The sequence below is a fragment of the Archangium sp. Cb G35 genome (assembly GCF_001896145.1).
Classification (GTDB): Bacteria; Myxococcota; Myxococcia; order Myxococcales; family Myxococcaceae; genus Archangium; species Archangium violaceum.
The window spans coordinates 213,288-227,697 of sequence record NZ_MPOI01000011.1 but is presented as its reverse complement, the minus strand read 5'-3'; the positions used below and the strand labels follow the sequence as shown (position 1 = coordinate 227,697).

Genomic DNA, 14,410 nt, shown 5'->3' with positions numbered 1-14,410 from the left:
TCACTTCATCAGCAGCGCCAGCTCCTTGGACGCGAGCTGGAAATCTGGCTGGTCCTTCACCACCGCGCTCAGCTCCTTCTTTGCTGTGACCAGGTCCTTGCGATCCTTCGCGTCCAGCGCGCGGGCATAGCGCAGGGCCGTGTCCCGGGTGAGCTTGCGCGGCTTGCGCACGGGCTTCGGCTTCGCGGGCGCCTTGCCGGACTCGCCCGTGGGGGCGACGAGCTCCTCGAAGACGGCACGGAGCTCCCGCGCCAGCTCCTGCTCGAGCACGAGGAACTTCTCCGGAGTGTTCTGCGCCCCGACGGAACGGACGATGCGGCCCGTTTCCGTTTCGACGACCCGGGCGTCCACGCGCAGGGTGTTCATCACGTCGAAGTACCCGCCCATGACGAGGTAGCGCGCCCCGAGCAGCTTGCCCACCTTGTTGGCGGTGGCCTGATCGAACCTGCTGGATTGGTTCAGCTCCAGCTCGTCCATGACCTGCTGGAGCCGGTCCCGCTCCACGAAGCGCACGGGCTCGTGGGCGGACAGGTCCGAGATGAGCATCTGGGCCAGCCCCTTCTTGAGGAGCTGCATGCCGGCGTCGGCGCCCTCGTAGTCGAAGTAGAGCACCGCCACCGTGGGCTTGTCGGCGTCGGCGGCCAGGACGGGGAGGGCGAACAGCCCGAGCAGCAGGCAGAGCAGACGCGGGAAGTGACGGGTTGTCTTCACGAAGCGGGATTCTGGCACGGACGGGATGCGCCTATAAGGTGCCCCCCATGGATGCGAAGTTGCGACAGGTGGTGGAGGTGCTGCTGGGCGAGCAGGTGGTGTGGCTCGCGGAGAAGCCCGTGCCCGGTGTGGAGCCGGGACCGCGTGAGCTCTTCTTCAGTGTGGGCTCGCGCGGACAGTCCCTGCCGCCCCACCCCCGCATGCTGGCGTGGAAGCTGCCCCAGTGGATGCGGCGCTCGGTGCGCTCCACCACGGGCGCCGTCCTCCTGTCCGCCGAGGAGCTCGATGCCTTCTCCCAGGAACTCAGGAAGGGGCAGCCCGAGGGTTCGCTCGGACCCCTCACCCTGCGCGTCCACGAGCCCACCCTGGATGTGCTCTGCGCCACGCTGTTGGCCATGTACCGGCTGCTCCACGGCTCCTGGCCCGAGGGGGTCGACGCCTTCGGCGAGTACGTGGGTGAGTGGGAGCAGGGGCACACCGAGACGGTGGGTGACTACGAGCGTGCCCTGGGCACCGTGTTCTACGCCGCCCTGGACCTCTGGCCCTCGGAGACGGCTCGCCCCACCCGCGAGCTGTTGGAGCTCATGGCCACCGTGCTGGATCGCGGCCGCCTCTCCGTGGAGCTGACGAAGCTGCCCGAGGCGCTCATCCCCCCGACCATCTCCCGCCGGCTCAAGGCCGATGAGCGCCTCTACCGCGCCGAGCTGTCGCGGGCCCAGCGCGTGCAGCTCGACATCCCGCTCGACGACGAGCAGAACGGCGCCGTGCGGCGCGTGGACGCGCTCTTCCTGTCCTCCTTCCAGGACGTCACCGTTCTCCGGCTCCTCGCGCGCACCGACACCGAGAACACCCACTACGGCCAGGGCTTCGACTTCATGGCCGTCCACATCTCGCGGCCGGAGCAGTCCAAGCCCTGGCATGCCTTCTCGCTCACTCCCGAGCGCGCGGGGACGCTCTCCAACCTCGCGGGTCATCTGGACGAGCTCGAGGGAGATCGGCTGCCGGATGGAAACCCGCGCGTCCGGGGAGCCCGGCGCTTCGAGCGCCAGCCCAACGACTACTCGGACCCGTGGTACTCGGACGGCTACGCCAGCCCGGTGGGCCGCTCGACGATGGTGGCGGGCCCCTACTCGGGCACCCGGCAGTCGCGCCGCGAGCTGTGGGAAGCCCTCTGGAGCCGCTTCAACGTCGGCCGCAACGTCCATGTCCTCAAGGCCCACACCGTCTTCGCCCGGCCCTTCCTGTGGCGGGGACCGGCGCCAGACGCGGAGCTCGTGTCCCGGGGCTTCCGCCGGTGCGATCTCTCCAACCAGGGCGTGGCCTTCCACCCCGCGGTGGTCCACTCCTTCCTCGGCGCCACGGCCGAGGCGGACGTGCTGCACTACGAGAAGCCCACCGAGGGCCATACCGTCCGCGTCTCCGTCTACCCCAACCGGCTCGTCGTCGTGTGGATAGAGCGGTCCCGGCTGACGGCGACCTCGCTGTACGAGCTCGCCCACGAGCAGGCCGCGCTCGTGGAGGGCAAGGAGCTGTGGGAGCTCGAGCCCCTGAGGGGCCTGCCGCCCTGGCTCGCGCCGCTCGGGCCGGAGCGCTGGCTCGTCTACGGTGGCTACCGCATCTCCCGCGGCCGTTCGTCGATGCTCGATGACTCGCGCTCCATGCAGGGGCTCTTCTACGCGCTCGCCACGGGCACGGAGCCCACGCTGGAGAAGCTGCCGTCGGAGGCCGCATCGGAGAGCCGCCGGGTGCTCCGGGACGCCGCGGGCGAGACGGAACACTGGCTGACCTCGACGGGCGGCGCCCGGCTCGAGTTCCTCATCGAGGAGGAGGAGCGTGGACCGCTCGCGTGCGATCGGGACTTCCTCCTCTTCCTGCTGACGATCGGCCAGCGCTACTCGGCCTTCGAGACCAGCCGGCGCATGGCCGAGGTGGAGCAGCGCTACCGCACCTCGCGTTGGCAGAGCCTGCGGCCCGCGCGCAGCGTCCGCTCGGACGTGATGCTCTTCACCAACTCCCTGTGGCACACGCGCGTGAGCGAGGACCCGGACATCAACGCGCGCTACCTCGCGTGGCACTCGCTGCACGGACTGCAGGAGACGGTGGAGGCCATGAAGGACCAGGCCTCGGAGCTGGACCAATACAAGCGGGACCAGTTCGACCGGATGGTGGGCATCCTGGTGTTCGTCTTCCTGCCGGTGAGCCTCGCGTGCGGCTTCTTCTCCGGAGCGCAGTTCCAGGACATGAGCCCCTCGGTGGGCATCCCCGGCACCACCACCGGCTGGCTCATCTTCCTCGGCTACACGGCGGCCTTCACGGTGCTCGTCTTCGGCACCGTGTTCCTCGCGCGGGTGATGAGCTGGCGCAGACGCTGAGGGGCTCGCGGCTCAGGGCGCCGCGGGCTCCGGCTTCTGGCAGTGCGGCACGTAGTTCTTGAGGTACCCGGCGATGTCGCTCTGGCTTCCTTTCAGGGCGAGGAAGCGGGTCGTCATCAACTCGTGGAACGTGGCGCAGTCGTGGGCCTGTGCGGCCGACAGGGCCGTGGTGGTGAGCAGGCTGCGCAGGTACGGTTTCAGCTCCCGGTTTTCGCCACACCGGGTGTCCAACTCGGTGAACAGCTCGCGCGCCGCCTTGTAGCCCCGTGTCATGAGACGCCGGTTGAGCTCCTGGCTGTAGCCCTGGAGGATGCCGCTCTTGTCGCACTCCTCCAGGGACTGCGGGAAGGTGGCGCCCGCGTTCGCGTGGCTGTTGGAGCCCACGCCCAGCGCGGTCTTGATCTTGTCGCTCATGAAGGGGAACCGTTCCGCGGCCGGGAACAGGTCGAGGAACCTCTGCCAGCGGGCGATCGCCTCCTCCGTCCGGCCCTTGCGCATGAGCGCATCGCCGTGGAAATCCAGCACGAGGTACGCGCGGTGTTCGTACTGCCTGGGAGGAAGGGATGCGGCTTGCTCGACGGACTCCTCGAGCAACCGGAAGCCCTGTTCCGCGACGGTGGGATCCAGGTCCGAGTGCGAGGGCCCCACCTGGAAGCCGTCCATGGCGCGACCTTGCTTGTACCTGCCCACCAACAGGGCCCGCGCGACGGTGAGGTGCACCTCTCCGTCGAGATCGAGCGGGCCGTAATCCGCCTGACGCACGTACTCCGCGTCCTCGGGCGGGAGCTCCAGACGGGTGTTGGGCATGAAGCGGACACCGTTCATCTCCCGCGTGAAGCGCCGCACGTACGCGCCCGTCTCCTGGACGAAGGCCTGGGCCTGCTCGTTCCAGCGCTTCATCAACTCCAGGGCCTGGGGCTCGTGGCCCGGGAGGATGAGGTGGGGGGGCTTGGAGGCGAGGTGCTTGTGAAGCCGCCGGGCCAGGTACTGCATCCGGATGAGCCGCCAGGCGAGGAACGTGGAGCTCTCCTTCTCGTCGAGCGAGGCCATGTCCTTGCCCTGGAGCCAGGCCTCGGACCGCTGCCCGAGGAGCTCGTTCACGTCACTGAGCGTCTCGGTCCGCCGCTGCTGGGCTTCCTTCAGACGGGCGAGGATCTCCTCGTGGCGCTGGCGCGCGAGGAGGAACGTGGGGGACTTGCTCACCACCGCGGCGAGCTGGTCACGGGCCTCATGGAGCTTTCCCTGGTCCACCAGGTCGATGCCCTTGGAGTAGCTCAGCAGTGTGTCCACGTCGGGCGCGCGGCTCCGGGGCTTCGGGAGCTGATCCAGCCTGGGCAGGAGCGCCTTCACGAACCGGCCCACGAGCTTCTGCTGCAGGTCGAAGAGCTGATTCTTCTGGCCCATGACCTTCTCGGCGAGGAGGACCTTGCTGGTGGCGATCTCCACGAGCCGGACGTCGATGCGCAGGGTGGGGTCGACGGCCACGATGGAGCCCGTCACCGCGAACTGCGCCCCCATGCCCTGGCCGAGCCGCTGGATCGTCTTCGGGTCGAAGTAGCTGCTCCGCTGCAGCTTCAACTCATCGAGCAGCCTCTGCAGCTTCTCGCGCTCGACGACCTGGAGTTGCTGAACCGCGGACAGGTCCGTCACCATCATGTCCGCGAAGCCCTTGCGCAGGACATCGAGCGCGGGCTTGCCAGTGTTGTTGTCGAAGTAGAGGACCGCGAGGACCGGTTTGAGGTCCTCGGCATTCGGGTCCTCATCCGCATGGGCGGAGAGGGGCAGGGCGAGCAGCAGGCTCAGGGCGAGTGCCTGGAGGCGGAGCATGGGGGTGAATCCTAATGTGCCAACCGGTCCCGGTTCATCCCCACCTGGTCCGGGCAATCGTCCTATGATCCCTCCCCATGCTGCTCCGGTTCTTCTCCTTCTCGATCTTCATCGCGACCGGCGCCCTGCTGGGTCATCTCTATCTGTACCGAAGGTTGGTGCGGGACACGGTCCGCAGCCGAGCGCTCCGGCTCCTGGCCGTGGCCGTGCTTCTCTCGATGACCCTCCTGTTGATGTTCCGGCGCAAGCTGCTGGATGCACTGCCCGTGGAATTCGCGGATGCCCTCTCGGTGGTCTCCTACACCTGGATGGGCGTGGCGCTCCTGCTGGTGATCGCACTCCTCGTCATGGACCTGGGCCGTGGGCTCCTGGTGCTGGGGCAGCGGTTTCGCGCGCCTGCCTCTCCGCCGGTGGACGAGGAGCGGCGGCGCTTCCTTGCCCAGGCGGTGGCCGGCGGTGCCGCCGTCACGGGAGGCGGTCTGGCCGCGTACGGGAGTTGGAGGGCCTTCGCTCCGCCCATGGTGACCGAGGTGGTGCTGAAGGTCCCGAAGCTGCCCAAGGCCCTGGAGGGGCTCAGCATCGTCCAGCTCACGGACATCCACGTGGGCCCCTTCATCCAGCGCAGGTTCATGGATGAGCTGGTCCGTCAGGCCAACGACCTGCGGCCGGACTTGTTCGCCATCACGGGAGACCTCGTGGATGGGGACGTGCCCACGCTCGGTGGACACGTGGCGGCGCTCGCGAACCTCAAGTCGCGCTTCGGCTCCTTCTTCGTCACCGGCAATCACGACTACTACTCGGGTGACGAGGAGTGGTCGGCGTTCCTCGGGACGCTCGGCATCCAGGTGTTGCGCAACCGTCACGTGCGCATCGGTGACGCGGGCGGCTCGCTGGACCTGATCGGCGTGGATGACTGGAGCGGCGGACGCCGGCGCGGCAAGAAGGGCTATGACCTCGAGCAGGCGCTCACGGGGAGGGATCCGGACCGCGCCTCGGTGCTGCTCGCGCACCAGCCCGCCAACTTCAAGGTCGCCGCGGAGCGGGGCGTGGACGTGCAGATCTCCGGCCACACCCACGGCGGGCAGATCGTCCCCATGACCTTCTTCATCGGACTGGCCTGGGAGCACTCCGCCGGGCTCTACCAGCATGGCGGTTCGCACCTCTACGTGAGCCGGGGCTGCGGTTTCTGGGGCCCGCCCATGCGCGTGGGAAGCCCGCCGGAGCTCGTCAAACTCGTGCTGACATCGTGAGGCGGAAAGGTTTGGTGCGGCCCGATGCCGATCTATAGATTCCGGCCGCTCATCCTTCCCCGAGCGATAAGGATCAGGACGATGAAGAAGCTTCTTGGGTGCGTAGTCGCTGTTGTGATGGCCCTCACCTCTCTGCCCGCCTCGGCGCAGCTCGAGCTGCCCGCCGCGAGCCCGTCGGCCAAGGTGGTTCAGCACGTGGGTCTGACCGAGGTCTCGGTCGACTATTCCAGCCCCGCCGTCAAGGGGCGCAAGCTCTGGGGCGAGCTCGTCCCCTTCGGTCAGGTGTGGCGCACCGGCGCCAACATGACCACGAAGATCTCCTTCAGCCGGGATGTGACGTTCGGTGGCAAGCCCGTCCCCGCGGGCACCTACGCCATCGTCTCCATCCCCACCGAGAAGGAGTGGACGGTGGTGCTGAACAAGGAGCTCGGCCTGTACGGCGGTGGCAAGGCCTACGACCAGAAGAACGACGTCGCCCGCGTCTCCGTCACCCCCACCGAGGTTCCCAACCGCGAGCGCCTGACGTTCCTCTTCTCCAACACCACCGATGACCAGACCTCGCTGGACCTCGAGTGGGGCACGCTGCGCGTCTCGGTGCCCGTCAAGACGGACACGACGACGTACGCCCAGGCCAACATCCAGGCCGCGGTGAACGATGCGTGGCGCTCCCTGGCCAACGCGGCCCGCTACGTGGCCGATACGTCCAAGGATTACAACACCGCGCTGGGCTACGCGGATGACTCCCTGGCCATCCAGTCGCACTGGTTCAACAACTGGATCAAGGCCGACATCCTGGCGCGCACGGGCAAGTTCGCCGAGGCCCGCAAGTCCGCCCAGACGGCCTGGGATCTGGGCCAGAAGGACCAGAACTTCTTCTACAAGGATCAGGTCGCCAAGGCCCTCCAGGACTGGAAGGGCAAGAAGTAGTCACGCGGTGGTTCCAGCCAGGAGCCGGCGATAGAGCGCCTCGTAGCGGTCGATCGCCGGCCCGAGCTGGAAGCGCTCCAGGACGTTCTCCCGGGCGCGGCGGGAAAAGCCCCGCCAGCGCTCGGGCTCCCGGACGAGCTCGAGCACGTGGCCGGCCATGGCCTCCACGTCGCCCACCGGCGCGAGGTAACCCGTCGTCCCGTGATCGACCTGCTCCGGGATGCCGCCGATGTTGCTCGCCACCACCGGGATGCCGCAGCTCAGCGCCTCGAGTGCCGCGAGTCCGAAGCTCTCCTGCTCACTCGGAAGCAGGAAGACATCCGTCGCGGCGAGCATCTCCACGAAGCTCTCCTGCTTGCCCAGGAAGGCCACGCGCGCCTCGAGCCCGAGCTCCCGCACCCTGCGCTCGGCGGGGGAGCGCTCGGGGCCGTCACCAATCATCACCAGCCGGCACGGGCGCCTGCTCTGGACCGCCGCGAAGATGGACACCACGTCGCCGATGCGCTTCACGGGCCGGAAGTTCGAGACGTGGATGAGCACGGGCTCGCCATCCTCCAGGCCGGGGAAGAGCTGGCGCAGATGGTTCCGGTCGCGGGCCGGCCAATAACGCTTCGTGTCGACGAAGTTGGGGATGACGTCGATGGGGAAGGTCTCCGGGATGCCGAAGCCCTCCCACGTGGCGCGCCGCAAGAACGCCGAGGGCGTGGTCACCGCGTCGCTGCGCAGGATGGAGAAGCGCGTGATGGGCAGGTAGGTGGGGTCCGTGCCCACGAGCGTGGTGTCCGTACCGTGGAGCGTCGTCACGATGCGCGGCGCCTTGTCTCCGAGCACCTCGCGGGCCATCCAGGCCGCCGTGGCATGGGGCACCGCGTAATGGACGTGCAGGATGTCCAGGTGCTCGTAGCTCGCGACCTCGATCATCTTCGATGCGAGCGCCAGGGGGTACGTCCCCGAGTGGGCGAGCGCCGGGTAGTCGCTCTCCGTCACCTCGTGGAAGACGACCTTCCGCGTCATTCCATGGAGCCGCACGGGCAGGTCGCGCGCGATGAAGTGGACGCGGTGGCCGCGCTCCGCCATGGCCAGACCGATCTCGGTCGCGACCAGGCCGCTGCCTCCGAAGGTGGGAAAGCAGGTGATGGCCAGGTTGAGACGGTCGCTCATGGGATTGAGGGCCGGAACTCGGGCTGCACGAAGGTATTCCCGCGCGCCGTGGTCACGGTCTCAGATCCTTCAAGTTGCCGGAGAAGGGTTCACACGCTTCCAGCACGAGTCGCGTGAAGGCGTGGGAGCCGAGACGGCTCGCGTAGTACGGCAGGGAGTAGATGCGCTCCTGGGGCGCACCCTCCGGGGCGAGGTAGCCTTGCAGGCGGTCCACGCGCTCCAGGGTGGTCTGATCCCGCCGCGTGATGGAGCGGCCGTACCGGGCCACGAGCCGGGAGACGCCCCGGCGGACGGTCCCGTCGGTGCGGGAGATGCCCTGGGCGAAGGTCGGGTCGATGGCGGCCATGCGCTCGCCGAGGCGGGCGAGCTCGGCGGTGAAGGTGCTCAGGAGCCGGGCCTCGATGGCCTCGGGCGTCTCGAGGGCTTCTCCGGTGTCGCGGGCGGCGAGGCGGGCCAGCAGCTCGTCGCGCGGAGCATTCGCGTCATCCGGAGAGAGGCCGAGCTTGTCGAGCAGGCGGCGCACGCGGTCGTCGATCACCCGGAACCGGGCGCGCGGCACGATGAGCGGCATGGGCAGGCCCACGTGCGCATACAGGGGCGCGAGCTGCGCGAAGTAGGCGATTTCCCCAGGCCCACCGACGTAGGCCGCCGTGGGAAGCCAGGAGTCCTGGAGGATCGGCCGCAGCAGGGCCGAGGTCGTGAAGCGGAGCGGCTCGCGCTCCAGCCAGGAGAGGAGCTCGGCCGTCGTCACCGAGGCGCCCTCGGGATGGCCCACGAGGTTCCAGGTGCCGGGCGTGGTGGAGGGATCGAGGCGGTAGCGCGCGCCATCGAGACCATCGGGCGAGAAGAAGTTCAGCGGTGAGCCCGGACGGATGTGGACCTGCTCGGAGAAGCTCGCCTGGGCGAGGGCATGGCCCCGCTCGGCGAGCTTGCTACAGATGGGCGCGGCCTCCTCGATGGCACGGCGATGGATGGGCGCGGCGAACGGCGCGAGGCGCGGGTCGCGCGGGTCGAGGAACACGAGCCCCTCGTCCGCGAAGAGGGCCGACAGGACTTCGGCGAAGGCGTCCGCGAGCGTCGCCTCGGGGCGGTAGGAGCGCGCGAGCAGCGCCAGGTGCTCGTCCGCGTGGGGATTGCCGCTCAGTTCGGCGCGCAGCGCGGCGAGCGCACCGGTGATGCCCGGGCCCAGGTGACGATGGGCCACGGGAACACGCGAGGTGGCGGCGTCCGGATGCTCCAGGGCCATGCGCAGGGGCCCACCCGCGGAGCGCGGAACGAAGCAGTGATCGATCTCGGGAAGGTCGTGGTCCTCGGTCTGCAGCCAGAAGACGGGGACACAGGGCCGGCCGGTCTCCTCGGCGAGTGCGCGTGCGGCGACGATGGCGGAGGCGGCCTTGTAGACCGTGAAGAGCGGCCCCAGGAAGAGCCCGACCTGCTGTCCGGTCACCACGGCGGTCGTGCCGGGACGGGCGAGCAGCTCCAGGTTCCTTTGGCGGGCGGGGCTCGGCGCGAGGCGCGCGTTGCGAGCCACCAGCACGTCATGAATCGCCGGAGCCACGGTGCGGGCGGCTGCGGCGGCCACCGCCTCGGCGCGGGCGGTCCCATGCCGGTAACGGTCGGAGAGAAATTCGAGGGCTCGCGGATCACCGCGCAGCCAGGAGGCGGAGAATGAGGAAGCCACGGGCGGCTTGTAACACGGACCCGCATCAAGAATTCCTGAAGGATTCCTCACACCCCTGGGGTGGCGTTCCTTGTTAGGGTCCGCCCCGAATGCGGACCCTGGTGATTTTCGGAATGGCAGTGGCCATGAGCCTCGGATTCTCGTCGGCATCATTCGCTCAAGCGCCCCGGCAACCCCACGCGGGAGAGATCGCGGCGGACCTCCGGCGCCTCGGCGTCACGGGGAGTGTGCTGTACGTGGCGGCACACCCCGACGACGAGAACACGCGGCTGCTGGCCTATCTGGCCGGTGGACGTGGCCTCCGCGCGGGCTACCTCTCGCTGACCCGTGGCGATGGCGGGCAGAACCTCATCGGCACCGAGCAGGATGAGTTGCTCGGGCTCATCCGCACGTACGAGTTGCTCGCGGCGCGGCGCGTCGACGGTGCCGAGCAGCTCTTCACGCGGGCGAGGGACTTCGGCTACTCGAAGAGCGCCGATGAGACGCTGCGCATCTGGGGGCGTGAGCAGGTGCTGGCCGATGTGGTGCTCGCCATCCGCCGCTTCCGGCCGGATGTGATCATCACGCGCTTCACCACCCTTCCGCCCAACCATGGCCAGCACACCGCGTCGGCCCTGCTGGCGGAGGAGGCCTTCACCGCGGCGGCGGACCCGTCGCGCTTCCCCGAGCAGCTCGGCGAGGTGAAGCCGTGGAAGGCCGACCGGCTGCTGAACAACGTGTCCACGTGGAACCTGAAGCCGGACGCGGACATGTCCGCCTACCTCAAGCTCGACGTGGGCGGTTACGACCCGCTCCTGGGGCGCTCGTGGGGAGAGATCTCCGCGGAGAGCCGCAGCCAGCACAAGAGCCAGGGCTTCGGCGTGCCGGCCGAGCGGGGGACGCAACTGGAGCACTTCAAGGCGCTCGCCGGGACGCAGCCGAAGTCCGATGTCTTCGAGGGGCTCGAGTTCTCGTGGCGGCGGTGGGGCGGTACGGAGCAGGTGGTCCGGACCCTCGACGAGGCGGTGAACGGGTTCGATGCGCGCGCGCCTCACAAGAGCGTTCCGGCGCTGCTTCGCGTGCATGAGGCGATCTCGGCGCTGCCGGACAGCAACCCGTGGAAGGCCATCAAGCTGCGTGAGACCGAGGACCTGGTGGCCGCATGCGCGGGTCTGTTCCTCGAGGCGCGTGCGGCGGAGGCGATGGCCGTGCCGGGCAGCCAGGTGGCGTTGAACCTGGTGGCGCTGAACCGCTCGCCCGCGGCGTTCCGGCTGGTGGGCGTGACGCTGCCGGGCGGTGAGTCCGTGGCGGCCGGTGCCGAGCTGGCCGACAACAAGCCGTTCAAGCTCTCCAGGACGGTGGCGATTCCCGAGGCGGCACGCATCTCCACGCCCTACTGGCTGCGCAAGCCCGTTGCCGGTGGCCTCTATGCGCTGGACGAGCAGGACCGCGCGCTCGTGGGCAGGCCCGAGGGCGAGCCCGCCCTGTCGGTGACGTTCCTCTACGAGGTGGGCGGCAAGCGCTTCTCCGTGGTCCGGCCGGTGGTCTACGCCTGGACGGATCCGGTGCGGGGCGAGCTGTACCGTGCCTTCGAGGTGGCACCGGCCATCACGGCGACGCTCGACCGGGAGGTGCTGATGTTCCCCAACGGCGGAGCCAAGTCCGTGTCGGTGGTGCTGGCCGCGGGCCGGGCCGATGCGGAAGGGAAGGTCCGGCTCGAGCTTCCGGCGGGTTGGCGCGCCGAACCCGCCGAGGTGCCCTTCAAGCTCGCCGCTCGCGGAGATGAGCGGACGGTCCGCTTCCAGGTGACTCCGCCCAAGGGCGCGAACGAGCGGGGCCGGATGCGCGTCGTCGTCGAGAGCGGAGGCCGCTCCGAGTCATGGCGGGTCCGCTCGGTGACGCACGAGCACATTCCACCGCAGACCGTGCGCCAGCCGTCCGAAGCGGCCCTGGTGTCCTTCACCCTGGCCACGAAGGTGCGGCGGATCGGTTACATCCCCGGCCCCGGGGACCGCGTGGCCGAGAGCCTCGCGGCCGTGGGCTACGAGGTGACGCTGCTGCCCGAGGAGCGCCTGGCCTCCGAGAAGCTCGAGGGCTTCGAGGCCATCGTGGTCGGGGTACGCGCCTTCAATGCCAATCAGCGCCTCGCCCTCCACCGCGAGCGGCTCATGCGCTACGTCGAGCAGGGGGGGCGGCTCATCGTGCAGTACAACACCAACAGCCGCGTGGGCCCGCTCAACGCCTCGCTCGGGCCCTATCCCCTGGAGATTGGCCGAGATCGCGTGACGGACGAGACCGCGGCCATGAGGTCCGTGGGCCCCAACCTCCCGCTGCTGAAGGGACCCAACCGGCTCACCGCCGCCGACTTCGAGGGCTGGGTGCAGGAGCGGGGGCTCTACTTCGCCGCGAAGTGGGACGAGCGCTACAAGCCCGTGTTCGCCATGAACGACCCGGGTGAGGAGCCGCTCCGGGGTGGACTCCTCGTGGCCCGCCACGGCAAGGGAACCTTCGTCTACACGGGCATCGCGTTCTTCCGTCAGCTTCCCGCGGGCGTGCCCGGTGCCTACCGCCTGCTCGCGAACCTCCTCGCCCAATGACCGCCACCTCGAAACCCCCTGAACCGGCTTCGGCTCCCGCGTCGCGGCCCGAGCTCGACGACGCGCCACCCCTGCTCGGGTCCTGGCGCAACATCTACCTCCTCGTGGTGGGCAACCTTGCCCTCACCATCGCCCTGTTCTGGGCGCTCACCCGGGCCTATTCGTGACACTGCTCGACTGGCTGGTCCTCATCGGGACGACGGCATTCATCGTGGGGTGGGGGCTCTGGCGCACGCGCGGCGAGAGCAACACCGCCGAGGGCTTCCTGCGCGGGAGCCAGGATCTGCGCTGGCCCACCATCGGCCTGTCGGTCATGGCCACGCAGGCCAGCGCCATCACCTTCCTCTCCGTCCCGGGCCAGGCCTACGAGGACGGGATGCGCTTCGTGCAGTTCTACTTCGGCATGCCGATCGCGATGGTGCTCATCAGCGCGGTCTTCATTCCCATCTACTACCGCCTGAACGTCCTCACCGCCTACGAGTACCTGGAGTCGCGCTTCGATCTGAAGACCCGCCTGTTCGGCGCGTTCCTCTTCCTCATCCAGCGCGGGTTGGCCTCCGGCATCACCATCTACGCTCCCGCCATCATCCTCTCGGCCGTGCTCGGCTGGCCGCTCGAGCCGACCATCGTGGGCATCGGTGTGCTCGTCATCGTCTACACGGTGACGGGTGGCTCCAAGGCCGTCAGCCAGACGCAGAAGCAGCAGATGGTGGTGATGCTCGGGGGCATGGTCGTGGCCGCCATCGTCATCGTCTGGCGGCTGCCCGAGCACGTGTCCTTCGGGCGGGCGGTGGATGTCGCCGGAGCGCTCGGCCGCATGAACGTGGTCAGCTTCGATCTCGACGTCCAGGACCGTTACAACATCTGGTCCGGGCTCACCGGTGGGTTCTTCCTGGCGCTGTCGTACTTCGGCACCGACCAGTCCCAGGTGGGCCGCTACCTGACGGGCCGCTCCATCTCCGAGAGCCGGCTCGGGCTGCTGTTCAACGGCGTGCTGAAGATCCCGATGCAGTTCCTCATCCTCTTCGTCGGGCTCCTGGTCTTCGTGTTCTACCAATTCAACGCGCCGCCGCTGCTCTTCAACCAGCCGCTGCGCGCGAAGGTCCAGGCGACCGCGCAGGCGGGCGAGTTCGCCGCGATCGAGCAGAAGTGGGCCCAGGTGCAGGCCGACAAGCGCGCCGAGGCCGACCGCTACCTGGCCGCGCGGGAGTCCGGTGATGCGTCCGCCGCGGACAGTGCGCGCGAGCGGCTCCGGGCCGCCGCGAAGACGGCCGACTCGGTCCGCAAGGAGGCCAAGGCCGTGGTGTCGCGCGCGCTGCCGGGTGTGGAGACCAAGGACTCGGACTACATCTTCATCTCGTTCGTGAAGGATTGGATGCCGAGTGGACTCGTGGGGCTGCTCATCACCGTCATCCTGGCGGCGGCCATGAGCTCCATCGCCAGCGAGCTCACCGCCCTGGGCGCGACGACCACGGTCGATTTCTACCGGCGGCTCGTCCGCCGCGACGCCTCGGACCGTCAGGTGCTCGTGGCCTCCAAGCTGTTCACCGTCTTCTGGGGCCTGATCGCGGTGGCCTTCGCGAGCTTCGCGTCGCTGCTCGACAACCTCATCCAGGCGGTCAACATCCTCGGGTCCATCTTCTACGGGACGGTGCTGGGCATCTTCCTGGTGGCCTTCTTCTTCAAACACGTGCGGGGCCACGCCGTCTTCTTCGCCGCGCTCATCTCGCAGACGACGGTGATCGCCCTCTTCATGTTCAGCGCGATCGGCTACCTGTGGTTCAACGTGATTGGCTGTGCGCTGGTGGTGGTCCTGGCCCTGGTCCTCCAGGCCGTCATGCCCCGGACCGCGGAGCCCCAGCCGTCGCCGGGCTAGCGAGCCGGCTGGACGCTCGCCTGGCCGTA

General features: G+C 68.8%; 10 protein-coding genes. 6 read left to right on the top strand and 4 right to left on the bottom strand.

The window, feature by feature from the left end; translation table 11 throughout:
• A complete protein-coding gene (locus BO221_RS31580) occupies positions 1 to 711 on the bottom strand; it encodes a CsgG/HfaB family protein (protein WP_073564555.1) in 711 nt (236 codons plus the stop codon).
• A gap of 47 nt (positions 712 to 758) precedes the next feature.
• On the opposite strand from BO221_RS31580, the gene BO221_RS31575 reads away from it, so the two are divergent.
• Entirely contained in the window at positions 759 to 3,083 is a 2,325-nt protein-coding gene (locus BO221_RS31575; protein WP_073564554.1) for a hypothetical protein, read from the top strand.
• A gap of 12 nt (positions 3,084 to 3,095) precedes the next feature.
• Here BO221_RS31575 and BO221_RS31570 read toward each other — a convergent pair whose 3' ends face one another.
• Positions 3,096 to 4,910, bottom strand: a complete 1,815-nt coding sequence (locus BO221_RS31570; RefSeq protein WP_073564553.1) for a CsgG/HfaB family protein — start codon at positions 4,908 to 4,910, stop codon at positions 3,096 to 3,098.
• Between the two features lie 77 nt (positions 4,911 to 4,987).
• Between BO221_RS31570 and BO221_RS31565 the strand changes: the two genes are divergently transcribed.
• Together BO221_RS31565 and BO221_RS31560 are read left to right on the top strand one after the other, a co-directional pair.
• Positions 4,988 to 6,160: a metallophosphoesterase gene (locus BO221_RS31565; protein WP_073564552.1), complete on the top strand. Its 1,173-nt coding sequence runs from the start codon at positions 4,988 to 4,990 to the stop codon at positions 6,158 to 6,160.
• Positions 6,161 to 6,241: 81 nt separating this feature from the next.
• Complete coding sequence (locus tag BO221_RS31560; protein WP_198956222.1) at positions 6,242 to 7,087, top strand: DUF2911 domain-containing protein; 846 nt, start codon at positions 6,242 to 6,244, stop codon at positions 7,085 to 7,087.
• Here BO221_RS31560 and bshA read toward each other — a convergent pair whose 3' ends face one another.
• Together bshA and bshC are read right to left on the bottom strand one after the other, a co-directional pair.
• The gene (gene bshA, locus BO221_RS31555; protein WP_073564551.1) at positions 7,088 to 8,248 is read right to left on the bottom strand and encodes an N-acetyl-alpha-D-glucosaminyl L-malate synthase BshA; all 1,161 of its coding nucleotides are present in this window, start codon (positions 8,246 to 8,248) and stop codon (positions 7,088 to 7,090) included.
• A gap of 52 nt (positions 8,249 to 8,300) precedes the next feature.
• The gene (bshC, locus tag BO221_RS31550) at positions 8,301 to 9,929 is read right to left on the bottom strand and encodes a bacillithiol biosynthesis cysteine-adding enzyme BshC (protein ID WP_073564550.1); all 1,629 of its coding nucleotides are present in this window, start codon (positions 9,927 to 9,929) and stop codon (positions 8,301 to 8,303) included.
• A gap of 89 nt (positions 9,930 to 10,018) precedes the next feature.
• On the opposite strand from bshC, the gene BO221_RS31545 reads away from it, so the two are divergent.
• From BO221_RS31545 to BO221_RS31540, 3 genes are read left to right on the top strand one after another with little or no spacing between them, the layout of a single operon-like run.
• Positions 10,019 to 12,505, top strand: coding sequence for a PIG-L family deacetylase (locus tag BO221_RS31545; RefSeq protein WP_073564549.1), 2,487 nt, complete (start codon positions 10,019 to 10,021; stop codon positions 12,503 to 12,505).
• Entirely contained in the window at positions 12,502 to 12,672 is a 171-nt protein-coding gene (locus BO221_RS55555; RefSeq protein ID WP_198956221.1) for a hypothetical protein, read from the top strand. Before BO221_RS31545 ends, BO221_RS55555 begins: the two co-directional genes overlap by 4 nt.
• Positions 12,669 to 14,381: a sodium:solute symporter gene (locus BO221_RS31540; protein WP_073564548.1), complete on the top strand. Its 1,713-nt coding sequence runs from the start codon at positions 12,669 to 12,671 to the stop codon at positions 14,379 to 14,381. Before BO221_RS55555 ends, BO221_RS31540 begins: the two co-directional genes overlap by 4 nt.
• Positions 14,382 to 14,410 lie beyond the last annotated feature (29 nt).